General features: G+C 75.1%; 13 protein-coding genes. 5 read left to right on the top strand and 8 right to left on the bottom strand.

The genetic code is table 11. The features are described 5' to 3' along the window. Positions 1-79: 79 nt before the first annotated feature. Positions 80-1,507 (bottom strand): xylulokinase, encoded by a 1,428-nt coding sequence (xylB, locus tag ABEB06_RS36730; RefSeq protein ID WP_345701278.1) that lies wholly within the window; start codon positions 1,505-1,507, stop codon positions 80-82. A 128-nt stretch (positions 1,508-1,635) separates the two neighbouring features. Here xylB and xylA point away from each other — a divergent pair, with 128 nt between their 5' ends. The 3 genes from xylA (at position 1,636) to ABEB06_RS36715 (ending at position 3,878) form a co-directional block, all read left to right on the top strand. Beyond that, complete coding sequence (gene xylA, locus ABEB06_RS36725; RefSeq protein ID WP_345701277.1) at positions 1,636-2,808, top strand: xylose isomerase; 1,173 nt, start codon at positions 1,636-1,638, stop codon at positions 2,806-2,808. A gap of 73 nt (positions 2,809-2,881) precedes the next feature. Further along, positions 2,882-3,604: a GNAT family N-acetyltransferase gene (locus tag ABEB06_RS36720; protein ID WP_345701276.1), complete on the top strand. Its 723-nt coding sequence runs from the start codon at positions 2,882-2,884 to the stop codon at positions 3,602-3,604. A gap of 67 nt (positions 3,605-3,671) precedes the next feature. Further along, entirely contained in the window at positions 3,672-3,878 is a 207-nt protein-coding gene (locus tag ABEB06_RS36715) for a hypothetical protein (protein WP_345701275.1), read from the top strand. Positions 3,879-3,965: 87 nt separating this feature from the next. Here ABEB06_RS36715 and ABEB06_RS36710 read toward each other — a convergent pair whose 3' ends face one another. Continuing rightward, positions 3,966-6,062, bottom strand: coding sequence for a hypothetical protein (locus ABEB06_RS36710; protein ID WP_345701274.1), 2,097 nt, complete (start codon positions 6,060-6,062; stop codon positions 3,966-3,968). Positions 6,063-7,183: 1,121 nt separating this feature from the next. On the opposite strand from ABEB06_RS36710, the gene ABEB06_RS36705 reads away from it, so the two are divergent. Beyond that, positions 7,184-8,191, top strand: a complete 1,008-nt coding sequence (locus tag ABEB06_RS36705; protein ID WP_345701273.1) for a YihY/virulence factor BrkB family protein — start codon at positions 7,184-7,186, stop codon at positions 8,189-8,191. A gap of 91 nt (positions 8,192-8,282) precedes the next feature. On the opposite strand, the gene ABEB06_RS36700 is transcribed toward ABEB06_RS36705, so the two are convergent. From ABEB06_RS36700 to ABEB06_RS36675, 6 genes are all read right to left on the bottom strand, one after another. Next, entirely contained in the window at positions 8,283-9,155 is an 873-nt protein-coding gene (locus ABEB06_RS36700; protein WP_345701272.1) for a PaaX family transcriptional regulator, read from the bottom strand. Further along, positions 9,152-11,557 (bottom strand): bifunctional salicylyl-CoA 5-hydroxylase/oxidoreductase, encoded by a 2,406-nt coding sequence (locus ABEB06_RS36695; protein ID WP_345701271.1) that lies wholly within the window; start codon positions 11,555-11,557, stop codon positions 9,152-9,154. The genes ABEB06_RS36700 and ABEB06_RS36695 overlap by 4 nt, the downstream gene beginning before the upstream one ends. Further along, positions 11,554-13,197, bottom strand: a complete 1,644-nt coding sequence (locus ABEB06_RS36690) for an AMP-binding protein (protein WP_345701270.1) — start codon at positions 13,195-13,197, stop codon at positions 11,554-11,556. Before ABEB06_RS36690 ends, ABEB06_RS36695 begins: the two co-directional genes overlap by 4 nt. Then, positions 13,194-14,114, bottom strand: a complete 921-nt coding sequence (locus ABEB06_RS36685; RefSeq protein ID WP_345701269.1) for an acyl-CoA thioesterase — start codon at positions 14,112-14,114, stop codon at positions 13,194-13,196. The genes ABEB06_RS36690 and ABEB06_RS36685 overlap by 4 nt, the downstream gene beginning before the upstream one ends. Further along, complete coding sequence (locus ABEB06_RS36680) at positions 14,114-14,617, bottom strand: cupin domain-containing protein (RefSeq protein WP_345701268.1); 504 nt, start codon at positions 14,615-14,617, stop codon at positions 14,114-14,116. The genes ABEB06_RS36685 and ABEB06_RS36680 overlap by 1 nt, the downstream gene beginning before the upstream one ends. A 100-nt stretch (positions 14,618-14,717) precedes the next feature. Continuing rightward, positions 14,718-15,533 (bottom strand): fumarylacetoacetate hydrolase family protein, encoded by an 816-nt coding sequence (locus ABEB06_RS36675; RefSeq protein WP_345701267.1) that lies wholly within the window; start codon positions 15,531-15,533, stop codon positions 14,718-14,720. Between the two features lie 132 nt (positions 15,534-15,665). Between ABEB06_RS36675 and ABEB06_RS36670 the strand changes: the two genes are divergently transcribed. After that, positions 15,666-16,100 (top strand): RidA family protein, encoded by a 435-nt coding sequence (locus tag ABEB06_RS36670; RefSeq protein WP_345701266.1) that lies wholly within the window; start codon positions 15,666-15,668, stop codon positions 16,098-16,100. Positions 16,101-16,183: the final 83 nt, after the last annotated feature.

Below are 16,183 nucleotides of genomic sequence, written 5' to 3'. Positions count from 1 at the left end.
CGGGCGGGACACCGGTCCGATCCGATCACCGGCTTGGGGCAGGGGTGCTCGCGGCCAACCGCGAGCACCCCGCGCGTCGTTACCGCTCCCCCGCCGGGGCGCCCTGCAGCTCCGCCGCCCGGCGGAGGGTGGCGCCGATCCGGTCGAGGGTGTCCTTGTCGCGGGCGACGGGTTCGAGGACGGGCCCGTCCGCCGTGCGCCAGCGGCGGGCGACGGCGTCGGCGGGCTCGCCGGTGAGGAGGGCGGCGGCCTGCGCGGCGGCGCCGAGGGCGACGAGTTCTTCGGCGGCGGGCACCTGGACGGCGCGGCCGGAGAGTCGGCGGACGGTCTGCTGCCAGGCGTGGCCGCGGGCGCCGCCGCCGATGAGGAGCAGCGGCCGGTCGGTGGCGTTCTCGTTGCCGGCACGCAGGACGTCGTCGAGTGCGGTGAGCAGGGCGTGCGCGGCGCCGTCGTAGGCGGCCTGGAGGAGCTGGCCGGGGGTGGTGTCGTGGCGGAGGCCGTGGACGAGGCCGGTGGCGGCGGGGAGGTCGGGGGTGCGTTCGCCGTCGAGGTAGGGCAGGACGACGGCGGTGCCGCCGGCTTCGACGTCCTGGCGGTCGCGGCCGAGCAGGGTGGCGAAGCGGTCGACGGCGAGGGTGCAGTTGAGGGTGCAGGCCAGGGGGAGCCAGCCGCCGAGGGCGTCGGCGAAGCCGGCGACGGTGCCGCTGGGGTCGGTGGGGCGGGTGCGGCCGACGGCGTAGACGGTGCCGGAGGTGCCGAGGCTGAGGACGGGCTGTCCGGGGGTGAGGCCGAGGCCGAGGGCCGCGGCCATGTTGTCGCCGGTGCCGGTGGCGACGGGGGTGCCGGCGGGGAGCGGCAGGCCGGGGCGGACGGTGCCGGCGGTGGCGCCGGGCGGCAGGACCTCGGGGAGGAGGGCGGGGTCGAGGCCGATCCGGTCGAGGAGCGCGCGGTCGTAGCCGTCGGGGCCCCACCAGCCGGTGCCGGAGGCGTCGCCGCGGTCGGTGGTGGCGTGGCCGGTGAGCCGTTCGGTGAGGTAGTCGTGGGGCAGCCGGACGGCGGTGGCGCGGTCGGCGGCGTCGGGGTGGTGGGCGCGCAGCCAGGCCCATTTGGGAGCGGTGAAGGCGGCGGTGGGGACGCTGCCGGTGCGGCGGGCGAGTTCGGCGGGGCCGTAGGCGGCGCGCAGGTCGGCGGCCTGCGGGGCGGAGCGGACGTCGTTCCAGAGCAGGGCGGGGTGGACGGGCCGTCCGTCCGGGCCGAGGGCGACCAGGCCGTGCTGCTGGCCGGCGACGGAGACGGCGGCGGCGCGGTCGGCCCAGCCGGTGGCGGTGAGGGCTTCGGTGAGGGCGTTCCACCACTGTTCGGGGTCGCTCTCGCGGCCGGCGCCGGTGGTGACGGTGTGGCCGGCCCGGCCGTGGCCGAGGACGGTTCCGGTGTCCAGGTCGACGGCGAGGGCCTTGGTGGACTGGGTGGAGCTGTCGACGCCGATCACGACGCGCTGCGCTGCCATGCGTTCCTCCGCTCGGGGGTTCTGGTCGGCGGTTCCCGCTCGGGGGGTTCCGTTCCGACGTGTCGGGATACTAGTTTGTTTTCTGCGATGACAAACACCCCTTCGGCCGTGATTCCCGGAGCCGCATCATGAGCACCGACGCCCTCACCCCCACCCCCGCGCACAAGTTCACCTTCGGCCTGTGGACCGTCGGCTGGCAGGGCCGCGACCCCTTCGGGGACGCCACCCGCCCCGCCCTCGACCCGGTCGAGACCGTCCAGCGCCTGGCCGCGCTCGGCGCGTACGGCGTCACCTTCCACGACGACGACCTCATTCCCTTCGGCAGTAGCGACGCCGAACGTGAGCAGGTGGTCAAGCGTTTCCGGGCCGCCCTCGACACGGCCGGGCTGAAGGTCCCGATGGCCACCACCAACCTGTTCACCCACCCGGTGTTCAAGGACGGCGCGTTCACCTCGAACGACCGCGAGGTGCGCCGGTACGCGCTGCGCAAGACCATCCGCAACATCGACCTGGCCGCCGAACTGGGCGCCACCACCTACGTCGCCTGGGGCGGCCGCGAGGGCGCCGAGTCGGGCGCCGCCAAGGACGTGCGCACCGCCCTCGACCGGCTGAAGGAGGCCTTCGACCTGCTCGGCGAGTACGTCGAGTCCCAGGGCTACGACCTGCGCTTCGCCATCGAGCCCAAGCCGAACGAGCCGCGCGGCGACATCCTGCTGCCGACCGTCGGCCACGCCCTCGCCTTCATCAACGAGCTGGAGCGCCCCGACCGGGTCGGCCTCAACCCGGAGGTCGGCCACGAGCAGATGGCCGGGCTGAACTTCCCGCACGGCATCGCGCAGGCGCTGTGGCACGGCAAGCTGTTCCACATCGACCTCAACGGGCAGTCCGGCATCAAGTACGACCAGGACTTCCGCTTCGGCGCGGGCGACCTGCGCCAGGCGTTCTGGCTGGTCGACCTGCTGGAGACGGCCGGGTACGAGGGCCCGCGGCACTTCGACTTCAAGCCGCCGCGCACCGAGGACTTCGACGGGGTGTGGGCCTCGGCGTCCGCCTGCATGCGCAACTACCTGCTGCTGGCCGAGCGCTCGCGGGCCTTCCGGGCCGACCCGGAGGTCACGGCCGCGCTGGCCGCCTCCCGCCTGCCCGAGCTGGCCCTGCCCACCGCCGCGGACGGCCTGGCCGGCCTGCTCGCCGACCGCTCGGCGTTCGAGGACTTCGACGTGGACGCGGCGGCCGCCCGCGGCATGGCCTTCGAGCAGCTCGACCAGCTCGCCCTGGAGCACCTCCTCGGCGCCCGCTGAGCCGCACCCGCCGCCCCGCCGGGCTCCCGGCCCACCGCCGGGAGCCGGGCCGGGAACGTGGCAGGATCGGGCCATGCCGATGGATCCCCTCCTGGTCAGGGCCCGCGGGCTGTGGGAGGGCCTGGCCTCGGCGCCGGTGGCGTTCCCGCCCGCGGGCGGTGCGGACGTGGTCGTCTCGCCCCGGTCGGGGCTGTGCCCCGGCGGCTGGGTCGGGGTGGTGTCCCTGGGCGGGGCGGCGATCGTGACCGCGCCGGACGGGGGGACGGCCGCGGCCGTCCGGAGCGCGTTCGAAGGGCTGGCGGTGGAGGCGCTCACCGACGCCGACGCCGTCCGGGCGGTCCTGCCGGTGGTCCGGCTGCTCGGGCCGGCCGCCCTGGCGTACGCCTCCGCGGAGGGCTTCCGTCCCGCCGCGGCGGGATCGCCGACCGTGGAGCGGCTGCCGGGTGACCACCCGGAGCTGCGGGCCCTGGAGCGCGCGGCGGGCGCGGACGAGGCGGGCGAGGCCGGTCTGGACGAGATCACCTCGCCGGCGTTCGTGGTCCGTGCGGGCGCCCGGGTGGTGGCCGCGGCCGGGTACCGGACCTGGCCTGGTCGGACCGCCCACATCGGCGTGCTGACCGCCCCGGGGTCCAGGGGGCGAGGGCTGGCCCGGGTGACCGGTTCGGCGGCGACCTCGCACGCGCTCGCGGCGGGGCTGCTGCCGCAGTGGCGAGCCCGGCCGCCGGAGTCCCGGCGGGTGGCGGCCGCCCTGGGGTTCCGTGAGTTGGGCGCCCAACTCAGTATCGAGCTGGTGTGACGGGCCGCGACCGACACGGGTGGTCCCGCGCCCGTGACCTGCGGTGCACCACGACAGTTGTCCGCGCATGACCTCGATCAAGCGCGCCCTGGCCACCGTCGCCGTCCTCGCCGCCATCCTGCCGATTGCCGGCGCGGCCCACGCCACCGGCCCCCTGGGGCACGAAGGCTCCGCCCCGGCGGGTACGGACGCCGTCCACCACGCCCACCCCTTCGGCGGCCTGGACACCTTCCTGGCCGGGCTGAACCGCGGCTTCGCGCCCAAGGGACGCTGAGCCGGCCACCCGAGGCCCGCCGAGCGAGTCGCCCAGGGTCCGCTGAACGGTCAGCCGTCCCGCCCGGACATCAGCCGCCCCCGGACATCAGCCGTCCTGCCCGGGCATCAGCCCGTGCCGCCGGAACGCCTGCGCCACCCGCGAGAGCTCGCCCGGCGAGGCCTCCGCCCCGGCGACCGCGGCGCGGCCGTCCAGCGCGCGCAGCCGTTCGGCGGCGGCCTCCAGGTGGGGTGCCCCGCCGAGGGCGACCCAGTGGCCGACCTCGGGGTGCAGGACGAGGGCGGCGTCGCGGTTCTCCGCGTCCGAGGTGGGCCAGTCGACCCAGAGCTCGCAGCTGCCGGTCACCCCGACGGGCACACCGCCCGCGGACCAGCCGACCGTCACGGTCACCGCGTGCCGGCCGGGCCGTTCCAGCGCGAAGCCCTCGGAGCTCCAGAACACCCGGTGGGACGCCTCCCGCGAGGCGCCGGGCGCCAGCGGTGCGAGGGCGGCGTTGTCGCAGCTGATCTCCGACGGTCGGACCGGCCGTTCCGTGCGGCTCTCGTCCCGGCAGGACATGGTGGCGAACAGCGCCTCCAGGCGGAGGCCGGTGGGGACCGCCAATTCGGCGCCGGAGGTGTTGGTCAGCCGCCAGGTGACGGTGACGGGAGCGCCCAGGGGCACCCGCTCGGCCTCGGCGGAGACCTCGAAGCGCAGCTCGTCCTGGTGGAAGAGGTTGCGGTCGGACGCCTGCGGGGCCCCGGCGGAGCGCCAGGAGTCGAACGGCCAGCCGCCCGGGCGGACGACCGGGTCGGGCAGGTGGGCGAGGCGGTTGCGCACGACGGCGTCGAACGCAAGCTCGATCTGGTCCGGGAAGACGCCGGGCGCTCCGCTGTCGGGCCCGCCCAGCACCCGGGCGACCGTGGGCGTCGGCGTCATGATCGAGTTGTCGGCGAGGCCCTCGGGGGTGTGGACCTGGTTGAACGCGTGGGTCACCTCGTGCATGGCGGACCGGAGGTAGGCGCGGGGGACGTCACGCTGGAGCCGGTTCTCGGCGGCGCCGAAGAACGGCGAGTCGGCGGTCGGGTAGCCGTCGTCGCTGAAGGTCGCGGCCCCTTCCCGGGGCACCCCGATGCCCATGTCGTACATCTTGCCGCGGTCGCAGCCGAGGGCGGCCGGGACGACCAGGAGGTGGGTGCGCCACTCGGCGTCGAGGTCGGTGCCGGGCTTGCGGGCGGCCGTCATCGCGGCGTGCATGGCGGCGCTGGTCCAGCGGGCGTGCGGGTCGGTGCCGGGCGGCGGCGGGAGGTCCGTCTGCGACTCGGACCGGTCGACGACCAGCTCCCAGCCGGCGGTGGCGTAGATGGTGTCGAAGTACTCCGTCCCGGTGCCGTCGGCGCGGGGCACCGGCCGGGGCGCGACGGCCCCCGCGACGGTGTCGATCTCCAGGACGGCCCGGCGCAGGAAGTCCGAGACCCGGGTCAGGCTCACCGTGCCCACCTCCGCGCCGCCCTGCATCACCCGGCCCTCGTACCGCGAGTCGTGCACCCGGTGGAGGACGAACCGCAGGTAGCGGCTGGGCGAGTGCGGGAACGCCCCCCGGAAGGAGCCGCCGGTCGGCTGGGTGTAGCGGAACTCGTCGACGCTCAGCGAGACCTGGCACCCCGACCCGTCGGCGGTGGGCGCCGGCAGCACCTGCAGCCGGGTGCCGCTGAGGTAGGCGTGGTAGCGGTTGCGCGGGTGGACGGGGATGGCCGGCGGCAGGAGGTCGGACGGACGGACGGCCCGGCTCACCGCCGCCGCGACCGAGCCGCCCGGGGCGGCAGGGGCGGCAGGGGCGGCAGGGGCGGCAGGGGCGGCAGGGGCGGCAGGGGCGGCAGGGGCGGCAGGGGCCGGTTCCACCGCGGGCCGGCGGTAGAGGTCGCCGCTGACGATCAGTCCGTCCGGCCCGGCGGCCGGTGCCCTCCGGTCGACCCGCAGGGTGCCGACCAGCGGGCGGGCGCCGGGCTGTCGCGGACGGATCGTCACCGTGTAGCAGCCGTGCGGCAGCTCCGGGTCGCAACTCCTCTCCGTCGGAGCGTCCCCGGCGGCGGCCGGCCCGCGCTCGGTGGTGATCACCGGGGCGTCGGGGACGTCGGGCGGGAGGGGGTCGGCGCCGTCGGGCCGCGCACCGAACTCGGAGGTTGACGATCCGCAGTCGCACATGGCCCTCTCCCGGGTCGCCGGCACGCCAGGCGCGCACCCACCGGTACGCGGGCACGACAACGACCACCCAAGCAAGCACCCCGCGCCGCCGCCAGCGCGGCGGCCTGTTCGGGCGAGCATGACGCCGGCTCAGCCGGTCGGCGCCAGGCCGGATCAGGCGTCGCCGGGCTGCATGACGAAGTCGTAGTGGCGCGGGACGGGGACGTCCGCGCGGTGCTGCCGCCGGAGGTCGCTGAGCGAGGTCCCGCCTCGCGCAGGTTGGCCACCTCGATGCCGCCGTCGAGGAGGGCGTCGAAGCGTTCACGGTCGCCGACCGCGAGGGCGGCGCGCGCCTCCAGCATGCGCAGCCGCCCGTCGCTCCCGCCGGCCCCCTCGGCCCGCCGGGCGTCGAGGTGCCGCAGGGCGAGCTCGGGCCGGCCGACGGCGAGCAGGACGGTGACCGTCTCGCGGAGCAGCGGGAGGCTGTCGGGGGCGAGTTCCCGGGCGTGCAGGTACGCGTCGACGGCCTGCGGCCACTGCTCGCGGTGGCTGCAGGAGCGCTGAGGTTGCGCCAGGCCCAGCTGGTGGGGCGGGAGTTCAGGGAGTCGGTCCAGGCGACCCGGGGCGCCGTCCAGGTCGTCGCGGGCGGCCCCCAGGACGCCGAGGTGCAGGTCGGGGCGAGCCAGCCGCCGGCTCGGCTCAGCAGCGGTTCCCAGGCCGGGTCGGTCTGGTACGAGTCGGGGTCGGCGTCGGGGAGCCGGCCGTCGCGCAGCAGCGCGAGCCAGGGTTCCTGTGCGGGGCCGAGGGTGCCGTCGGGGAGCGGGGTGGGCGGCCCGTTCCCTGGAGGGGTCGTCGGCGCGGGCGCGCAAGCGGCGTTCGAGGGCGCCCCAGCCGGTGCCGGGGTCCAGGGCGGCCTCCGGTGCGGCGGCGGTCCAGGTGGGGGCGCCCGGCGGCGTCGAAGCCCTCGGTCAAGACGATCACCTGCCCTGTCGCCCTCACCGTAGCCCCGGCCCCGGGCACCGGCAATCGAGCCCCGGCGCCCCCGCCGCGGCGCCGGGCCCGGCAGGTTTCCCGGGCACCCGGGCCAGCCAGGAGCAGAGGTGGGAACGGATCGGCGAGATCGGTGATCGGAGGAGGGCCGGATGAATCCCTTCGAACGGGCCCTGCGCGGCCTCGACCGCACGCAGCGGCGCCACACCGCCCCGGGCATGGTGGTCGGGGTGGCGAAGAAGTACGGGGACGACCGCGGCGGGCTGCTGGCGGCACTGATCACCTACTACGGCTTCGTCGCCCTGATCCCGCTGCTGCTCCTGCTGAGCACCGTGCTCAGCTTCGTCCTGCACGGCCACCCCGACGCCCAGCAGGCCGTCGTCGACTCCGCGCTCGCCGACTTCCCCGTGATCGGCGACCAGCTGCGCGGCAACGTCCACACCGTCCAGGGCAGCGGCCTGGCCCTCGTGGTCGCCCTGCTCGGCATGCTGTACGGCGCCCTCGGGGTCGCGCAGGTGCTGCAGCACACCATGGCGGAGGTCTGGAACGTGCCCGGGGTGGTCCGCCCCGGCTACTTCCCGCGCCTGGTCCGCAGCCTGCTGCTGTTCGCCACGCTCGCCGTCGGCCTGCTGCTCGCCACCGGCGCCGCGACCCTGGTGGCGACGACCCTCGGCGGGCCCGCCGCCCGGATCGGCGGCCTGCTCCTGTCGGCCGTCCTCAACACGGCGCTGTGCCTGGCCTGCTTCCGCATCCTCACCCCCAAGGAGGTGCCGAGCCGGGCGCTGCTGCCGGGGTGCGTGGTCGCCGGTCCCCTGTTCACCGTGCTGCAGGCCTTCGGCGCCCTGCTGGTGGCGCACCAGCTGCGGCACACCACCGCGGTCTACGGGTTCTTCGCGACCGTGATCGGCCTGCTCTGGTGGCTGTACCTGACCGCGCAGATCACGGTGTACGCCGCGGAGACCAATGTGGTGCTGCACCGGCGGCTGTGGCCGCGCAGCCTCCTGCAGCCGCCGCTGACCGAGGCGGACGAGGAGGTCCTCGGGTCGATCGCGCAGCAGGAGGAGCGGCGCCCCGAGCAGCGCGTCGACGTCGAGTTCGAGGACCCGGAGGAGCCGGCCGGCGAGGAGCAGGGCGCGGCGGAACGAGGGCCCCGCGGTTAGCGGGGCCCAGGCGTTGGCAGGGCTCGAGCGTTGGCAGGGCTCGAGCGTTGGCAGGGCTCGAGCGTTGGCAGGGCTCGAGCGTTGGCGGGGCTCAGGCCTCGGCCGGGTCCGGGCGGCGGGGCTGGGCCGACCAGGCCGGGGCGGCGTGGGCCAGGGCGCGGCCCTCCAGGAGGGTGACCAGCCGTTCGAAGAGCCGGGCGGCGGCGGGGCCGGCCCAGTCCGCGGGCAGGACCTCGGGCGGCAGCCCGGGGTCGCGGAAGGGGAGCTTGCGCCAGTCGTCGACCACCGCGAGGTAGCCGACGAAGGCCTCCCGGCCGTCGACGAACGCGGCCCCGGCGAGCCGGTCGGCGGCCGTCGCGTGCTGCTCGGTGAAGGCGCGGTAGCGGCGGTCGATCTCGTCGAGGTCCCAGCCCTTGCGGACCATGGCCGGGAGGTCCTGGCCGGCGACGTGGTCGCCGACGAAGACGGCGCACTGCTCGGTCAGGTCCAGTTCGCCGATGGCGCGCTGGGCGGCCGGCAGCAGCCGGGCGGGCGCTATCCACACGGCGGAGCCGATGTTGCCGAAGCCGAGCGAGGCCAGGTGGGCGGTCAGCTGGTGGCGCTTGGCGCGGGCGGACTCCGGCACCGAGAAGTTGACGAGGCACCAGCCGTCGCCCAGGTCGGCGGCCTGGCGGGCGTGCCAGATCACCTCGTCGCCGACGGCCAGCGCCTCCAGGGCGACGGGCGTGAGCGCGTAGCCGCGCACGCCCGCCCGGGTCTCCGGCTCCAGCCAGCCGCGCTTCTTGAGCCGGAAGACCGCGGTGCGGACGCTGGCGGCGTCCAGGCCCGCCTGGCTGAGCAGGTCGACGGTGCCGGCGATCGGCATCCAGTTGCCCATCCTGCGGACGACGGCGCCGAGGAAGGTCACCAGCACGGTCCTGGATCGGCGTCCTGCGGTGGGCCGGGTGTCCGTCGTCTCGCTCATCCCGTCGAGTATGGCGGACGCTCCTCGGATGATCGTACGGCGGTCGGGTCCGGCGTCCAGCGCAGGTGCGTGGTCCGCGGGGTGCCCTCGCGCAGCAGCGCCAGCCGGGGCGGGACGCGGTCGGTGCGGGCGGCGGGCGGCTTGCGGCGGCCCGCCCGCCAGGGGGCCGGCCATTCGGCGCCCGGGCCCCGGTAGTCCTGTTCGGCGGCCGCGTGCAGGCTCCACTGCGGGTCGTACAGGTGGGTGCGGCCGAGCGCGCACAGGTCGGCGCGGCCCGCGAGCAGGATCGAGTTGACGTCGTCGTAGGAGGAGATCGCCCCGACCGCGATCACCGGCACGCCGGCCGGCCCGGCCACCCGGTGGCGGATCCGGTCGGCGAACGGCGTCTGGTACGAGCGTCCGTAGGCGGGCCTCTCGTCCTGGGTGACCTGGCCGGTGGAGACGTCGATCGCGGCCGCGCCGTGCTCGACGAACGCCCGGGCGATCGCGACGCCGTCCTCGCCGGTGTTGCCGTCGGGCACCCAGTCGGTCGCCGAGATCCGGACGGTCACCGGGACCTCGGCGGGGACGGCGGCGCGCACCGCGTCGAAGACCTCCAGCGGGAAGCGCAGCCGGTTCTCCAGGGAGCCGCCGTACGCGTCGGTGCGCCGGTTGGCGACGGGCGACAGGAAGGACGAGAGCAGGTAGCCGTGGGCGGCGTGCACCTCGACCAGGTCGAAGCCGGCCCGCACCCCGCGCCGCGCGGCGGCGACGAAGTCGGCGACCACCCGGTCCAGGTCCGCGCGGCCGGCCTCGCGCGGGACGTGGCAGCCCGGCCCGTACGGCAGCGGGGACGGCCCGACCACCTCCCAGTTGCCGTCCGCCAGCGGTTCGTCCATGCCCTCCCACATCAGCCGGGTCGAGCCCTTGCGCCCGGAGTGGCCGAGCTGCAGGCCGATCCGCGCCGAGGTGTTCTCGTGCACGAAGGCGGTGACCCGCCGCCAGGCGTCCAGCTGCCGGTCGTTCCACAGGCCCGGGCAGCCCGGGGTGATCCGGCCCTCCGGGGAGACGCAGACCATCTCGCTCATCACCAGGCCCGCGCCGCCGAGCGCCTTGGAGCCGAGGTGGACCAGGTGGAAGTCTCCGGGCACGCCGTCCACGGCGGAGTACATGTCCATCGGCGAGACGACGACGCGGTTCTTCAGCTCCAGCGCGCCGATCCGGACCGGCTGGAACATCGCCGGGGCCGGCCCGGGGGCCCGCTCGCTCCGGGCGAACTCCTCCTCCAGCAGCGCGGCGAACTCGGCGTCGCGCTCCTTGAGGTTCTCGAAGGTGATCCGGCGCGAGCGGGTGAGCAGGTTGAAGACGAACTGGGCCGGCTCCTGGCCCACGTACATGCCGATGTCCTCGAACCACTCCAGCGAGGCCTGCGCGGCCCGCTGGGTCGACTCCACCACCGGCTTGCGCTCGGCCTGGTACGCCTCCAGCGCCCCGGCCACCGTCGGGTGCTCGTGCAGGCAGGCCGCCAGCGCCAGCGCGTCCTCCATGGCGAGCTTGGTGCCCGAGCCGACCGAGAAGTGCGCGGTGTGCGCGGCGTCGCCGAGCAGCACCACGTTCCCGTCGTACCAGCGCTCGTTGCGCACGGTGGTGAACTCGAGCCACTTGGAGTTGTTGGTGAGGACCCGGTGGCCCGCCAGCTCCTCGGCGAAGATCTCGGCGATCCGGGCGACCGCGTCGGCGTCGGACTCGCCCGGCGCGAGCGGCCGGTCCTCGCCGCGGTCGAACCCGGCCCGCCGCCAGACGTCCTCGTGCATCTCGACGATGAAGGTCGAGCGGGAGGCGGAGTACGGGTAGCCGTGGATCTGCATGGTGCCCCACTCCGTCTGCTTGACGAAGAACTGGAACGCCTCGAAGACCAGATCGGTGCCTAGCCAGATGTACTTGTTGCGGCGCCGGTCCAGCGTCGGGCGGAAGACGTCCGCGCACTTCGCCCGGACGGCCGAGTGCGCGCCGTCGGCGGCCAGCACCAGGTCGTGGCCGCGGCGCAGCTCGTCGACGTCCGGCGCCGCGCTCCGGTAGTGGACCTCGACGCCGAGTTCGGCGGCGCGCCGCTGCAGGATCTGCAGCAGGTCCTTGCGGCCCATCGCGGCGAAGCCCTGCCCGCCGACGGTGCGGCGGTGGCCGTCGACCTCGATGTCGATGTCGGTCCAGCGGGCGAAGCGCTCCTCCATCGCGGCGTGCACGGCGTCGTCGGCGTTGCCGATGCCGCTGAGCGTCTCGTCGGAGAAGACGACGCCGAAGCCGAAGGTGTCGTCGGGGGCGTTGCGCTCCCAGACCGTCACCCGGTGCGCGGGGTCCAACTGCTTCATCAGGGCGGCGAAGTACAGTCCTCCGGGGCCGCCGCCGACCACGGCGATCCTCATGGCGTTCCCTCCTCCTGCGCGACGATCCGGCGGAGCTTGAAGTGCTGGAGCTTGCCGCTGGGGTTGCGCGGCAGCGCGTCGACGAACCGGATCCGGCGCGGGTACTTGTACGGGGCGAGCTGCTGCTTGACGTGGTCCTGGATCTTCCTGGCCGTGGCCGGGTCGCCGGTGGCGCCCTCGCGCAGCACCACGAACGCGCAGACCACCGAGCCTCGTTCGGGGTCGGGGGCGGCCACCACCGCCGACTCCAGGACGTCCGGGTGGGTGTCGACGGCGGCCTCGACCTCGGGGCCGGCGATGTTGTAGCCGGCGGAGACGATCATGTTGTCGCTGCGCGCCCGGTACCAGAAGTAGCCGTCCTCGTCGCGGGTGAAGGTGTCGCCGGTGAGGTTCCAGCCGTTGACCACGTAGTCCGCCTGCCGGTCGTCGTCCAGGTAGCGGCAGCCGACCGGGCCGATCACCGCGAGCCGGCCCTCCTCGCCCGGGCCGAGCTCCTCGCCGTCCGGGCCGAGGACCGCGGCGCGGAAGCCCGGGACGGGGCGGCCGGTCGCCCCGGGGCGGATCTCGTCGCCGGAGGCGGAGATGAAGATGTGCAGCAGTTCGGTGGCGCCGATGCCGTCCACCACCCGGAGCCCGATCTCGTCGCGCAGTCGCTCCCAGACCTCCCGGGGGATGTGCTCGCCCGCGCTCACCGCCCGGCGCAGCCCGGAGAGCCGGTGCACCAGACCGGACTTGGCGATCTGCCGGTAGGCGGTCGGCGCGGTGGCCAGCACCGTCACGCCGTGGTCGGCGACCAGCCGGGCCAGCTCCGCGGGCGTCGCGGACTCGGTCAGCAGCGCGCAGGCGCCGGCCCGCAGGGTGAAGACGACCAGCATGCCCAGGCCGAAGGTGAAGGCCAGCGGCGCGGTGCAGGCCACCAGGTCGTCGGGGACCAGCCGCAGCGTGCACTTGCCGAAGGTGTTGTCGATGGAGAGCAGGTCGCGGTGGAAGTGCACGGTGATCTTGGGCGTGCCGGTGGTGCCGGAGGTGGGCCCGAACAGCGCCACGTCGTCGGCCGCCGTGTCCACCGCGGTGAACCCGCCGGACTTGGCGGCGGCCCGCCGGGTCAGGTCGTCCTCACCGTCTCCGCCGTAGGCCACCACCGCCATCTCCGGTGCGGCGCTCGCGCGGACCTCGTGCACCACGTCGAGGAAGCGGTGGTCGACCAGGGCGATCGCGGGCCGGGTCTTCTCCACGATCGGCCCCAGCTCGCGGGCGCGCAGCGCGGCCATGGTGGTGACGGCGATGCCGCCGGCCCGCAGCACGCCGAGCCAGGCCGCCACCGTCCAGGGGTTGTTGGGCGAGCGCAGCAGCACCCGGTTGCCGGGCACCAGGCCCAGGTCCTCGGTGAGCACCTGGGCGACCTGGCAGGAGCGCCGCAGGAGCTCGCCGTAGGTCCACGTCTCGCCGCCGGGCGTGCGCAGCGCGGGCCGGTCGGGGCCGAGCTCCGCGGCCTGGCGGTCGAGCAGTTCGACGGCCGCGTTGAGGCGCTCGGGGTGGTGCAGCAGCTCGGTGGTGAACTCCAGCACCGGCCACCGCTCGGCCGGGGGCAGGTGGTCGCGGGCGAAGCCGTCGCTGAACCCGGAGGGCGAGAGGGTCATCCGGCACCTCCCGGGAGGGCGGCGCGGATCATTCCCTCCTGCAGGACGGTGGCCAGGTGGACGCCGTCGGGGGTGAAGAAGCGGCCCTCGGCGAGCCCGCGGCCGGACTCCGCGGCCACCGCCTGCTGGGCGTACAGCAGCCAGCCGTCCAGGTCGCCGGGCCGGGGTGCGCGGTGGAGCCACATCGCGTGGTCGAGGCTGGCGGTGACCAGGCCGGGCCCGGCCCAGGCCAGGCCGAGGACCCGCAGCACCGGCTCCAGGATGGTGTAGTCGCAGACGTAGGCCAGGGCGGCGGCGTCGCGCTGCGGGTCGGTGAGCCCGTCCACGGGCCGCAGCGCGTCGAACGGCCGTACCCAGACGGCCTGGTGGGGCGCCCGGCCGCCGTCGACCTCCAGGTAGACCGGCCCCGGCACGTGCCGCATGTCGAAGCTGCGCCCGGAGGACCAGTAGGCCCTGGAGCCGTCGGTCATCGTGCCGCCGCTGCGGTCGGCGAGGTAGTCGGCGGAGGCGGGGAGCTCCTCGGGCCCCGGCAGGTCGGGGGCGGGGGCCGTCCAGCTGCCGCCGGGCTCGCCGGCCGCGAAGTTGGCCAGGCAGACGTAGAGCGGCTTGCCGTTCTGGTAGCCGCGCACCTGGCGGGTGGCGTAGCCGCGGCCGTCGCGCAGCAGCTCCACCTCGTAGCGCACCGCCTCGCCGATCTCGGCGGGGCGCATGAAGTACGAGTGCACGGAGTGCAGCGACTTGCCGTCGTCGACCGACCGCATCGCGGCGGCCGCCGCCTGGGCGACCAGGTCGCCGCCGTAGGCCTTGGGCCAGGGGCAGGGCTGGGTGACCGCGGTGAACGCGAGGTCGAAGTGCTCGGGTTCGGCGGGGGCGAGGGTGACCGCGGCGCTGAAGAACTCGGACGTGGTGTCGGTCATCAGGGCCGCTCCAGCCAGTCGCGCAGGGCCGCGTCCGGGACCTCGGGGAGGTTGACCACGATGTTCTCCGGGGTGCGGGTGGTCATCCAGGTGAGCGGGCGGTTCCGGTCGAGGTTGCACTCGACGTGCGGCATGAACGGCGGGACGAACACCCAGTCGCCCTCGGAGAGGTCGATGTAGTCCTCGAACCCGGTGCCGAAGTAGATCCGGGCGCGGCCGGAGAGCACGTAGCCACCGGTCTCCGCCTCACCGTGGTGGTGGGGCACCGAGCGGTAGCCGGCGTCGTTGCCCACCTTGCCGAACCAGAGCCGGGTGGCCGGGGTGTGCTGGATGCTGATGCCGGAGATCCGGGTGGCGCCGGCCGACTGCCCGGTGTCACCCGGCTCGGTGCCGGCCCGGGTGACGACCGGCACCACCAGGCCGCTCGCGGTGGCGTACATCGAGTTGTCGCCGTCGAGGACGTACGAGCTGTAGTCGGCGGCGGTGCCCGGGGTGGGGTCCATGGGTGCTCCTCGTCGTGGATGGGTCGAGTTGCGGTGCCGGGTGGTGCAGGGGGCCGGGCGGCCCGGGGTGCCGGGCGGCGCGGCGTCGGTCGGTGAGGTGTCAGTCGGTGAGGCGCACGGTGTTGCGCAGCGTGCCGATGCCCTGGATCTCCGTCTCGACGAGATCGCCGTCGGAGAGGAAGCGCTGCGGGTCGCGGGCCGCGCCGATGCCGCCGGGGGTGCCGGTGAGCACCAGGTCGCCGGGGCGCAGCACGGTGAAGGTGGAGACGTAGGCGAGCAGTTCGGCGGAGTCGAAGACCAGCGTGCGGGTGCTGTCGCGCTGCACTTCCTCGCCGTTGACCCGGCAGAGGACGTCCAGGCCGGCGGCCGGGTCCACCTCGTCAGGGGTGACGACCACCGGGCCGACCGGGCAGGACCCGTCCCAGGCCTTGCCCTGGAACCACTGCAGCGTCCGGTACTGCCAGTCGCGCACCGAGATGTCGTTGGCCACGGTGTATCCGGCGATCGCGGCCCGGGCCGCCGCCCGGTCGGCCCGCCGCAGGGTCGCGCCGACCACGACGGCGAGTTCGGCCTCCCAGTCCACTTGGAGGCCGCGCGGCAGGACCAGGTCGTCCCGCGGGCCGGTGAGGGTGTCGGCGTACTTGGCGAACAGGGTGGGGAAGGACGGGAGTTCGCGTCCGGTCTCGCGGATGTGGTCGGCGTAGTTCAGCCCGCAGCAGACCACCTTGCCGGGGGCGGGCAGCGGGAGCACCGGCACGGCGCCGTCGATCGCCCCGCCGGCCAGGCCGGCCGCCGCCGCCGCGGGCGCGGTGCGCAGGAAGGCCGACAGGTCGGCGGCGGGGAGCGCGTGCCAGGCCTCTCCCCGGAGCACCGCGGCGCTGGTGCCGCCCGCGTGGGCGACGGTGGCGAGGCGCATGGGGAGTCTCCCTCCTGTCCGGCACGGCCGACCGTGCCGCGGTGTTTCAATACTTCTGCGACCGTCACAACAGTGTCAATAGATGATGCTACGGTGGGCGCCCAGACGGAATCCGACGCGCAGGAGTCCTCCATGGCGACCTTCTCGGCCCCCGTTCCGGTCAACCCCCCCTCGCTGCCGAGGCCCAGCGGCTACTCGCACGGCACGCTCAGCGGCAACCTCCTGCACCTGGGCGGCCAGACGGCCCTCGACCGGGACATGCGGATCGTCCCGGGCGGCATCGTCGAGCAGTTCCGCCAGGCGTTCTCGAACGTCCTCGCCACCCTGGCGGAGGCGGGCGGTATCCCGCAGGACCTGGTGTCCGTCACCCTCTACCTCACCGACATCCCCGACTACCAGGCGCACGGCAAGGAGATCGGCGAGGTCTGGCGCGAGCTGGCGGGCCCGGTCTACCCGGCGATGGCCGGCATCGGCACGACCGCCCTGTGGCAGCCCGAGGCCATGATCGAGATCCTCGGCGTCGCGGTCGTTCCCGACGAGCGGCTGATCCGCCCCGCATCGCACTGATCACTGACGACCGAGACATCGGGGGAACACCGGACCTCCCGGGGAACGACGACGGCGGGGCCACGTCCACCAGGACGCGGCCC

Source organism: Kitasatospora terrestris (assembly GCF_039542905.1).
In the GTDB taxonomy this organism is placed as follows: domain Bacteria; phylum Actinomycetota; class Actinomycetes; order Streptomycetales; family Streptomycetaceae; genus Kitasatospora; species Kitasatospora terrestris.
The sequence above is the reverse complement of the archived record's forward strand: the minus strand, read 5'-3'. Positions and strand labels throughout refer to the sequence as shown.

Coding starts and splice junctions, on each gene's coding strand:
- ABEB06_RS36715 (WP_345701275.1), top strand. CDS start 3,672: ATGACCTCGATCAAGCGCGCCCTGGCCACCGTCGCCGTCCTCGCCGCC.
- ABEB06_RS36705 (WP_345701273.1), top strand. CDS start 7,184: ATGAATCCCTTCGAACGGGCCCTGCGCGGCCTCGACCGCACGCAGCGG.
- ABEB06_RS36700 (WP_345701272.1), bottom strand. CDS start 9,155: ATGAGCGAGACGACGGACACCCGGCCCACCGCAGGACGCCGATCCAGG.
- ABEB06_RS36710 (WP_345701274.1), bottom strand. CDS start 6,062: ATGTGCGACTGCGGATCGTCAACCTCCGAGTTCGGTGCGCGGCCCGAC.
- ABEB06_RS36695 (WP_345701271.1), bottom strand. CDS start 11,557: ATGAGGATCGCCGTGGTCGGCGGCGGCCCCGGAGGACTGTACTTCGCC.
- ABEB06_RS36720 (WP_345701276.1), top strand. CDS start 2,882: ATGCCGATGGATCCCCTCCTGGTCAGGGCCCGCGGGCTGTGGGAGGGC.
- ABEB06_RS36690 (WP_345701270.1), bottom strand. CDS start 13,197: ATGACCCTCTCGCCCTCCGGGTTCAGCGACGGCTTCGCCCGCGACCAC.
- xylA (WP_345701277.1), top strand. CDS start 1,636: ATGAGCACCGACGCCCTCACCCCCACCCCCGCGCACAAGTTCACCTTC.
- xylB (WP_345701278.1), bottom strand. CDS start 1,507: ATGGCAGCGCAGCGCGTCGTGATCGGCGTCGACAGCTCCACCCAGTCC.
- ABEB06_RS36670 (WP_345701266.1), top strand. CDS start 15,666: ATGGCGACCTTCTCGGCCCCCGTTCCGGTCAACCCCCCCTCGCTGCCG.
- ABEB06_RS36675 (WP_345701267.1), bottom strand. CDS start 15,533: ATGCGCCTCGCCACCGTCGCCCACGCGGGCGGCACCAGCGCCGCGGTG.
- ABEB06_RS36680 (WP_345701268.1), bottom strand. CDS start 14,617: ATGGACCCCACCCCGGGCACCGCCGCCGACTACAGCTCGTACGTCCTC.
- ABEB06_RS36685 (WP_345701269.1), bottom strand. CDS start 14,114: ATGACCGACACCACGTCCGAGTTCTTCAGCGCCGCGGTCACCCTCGCC.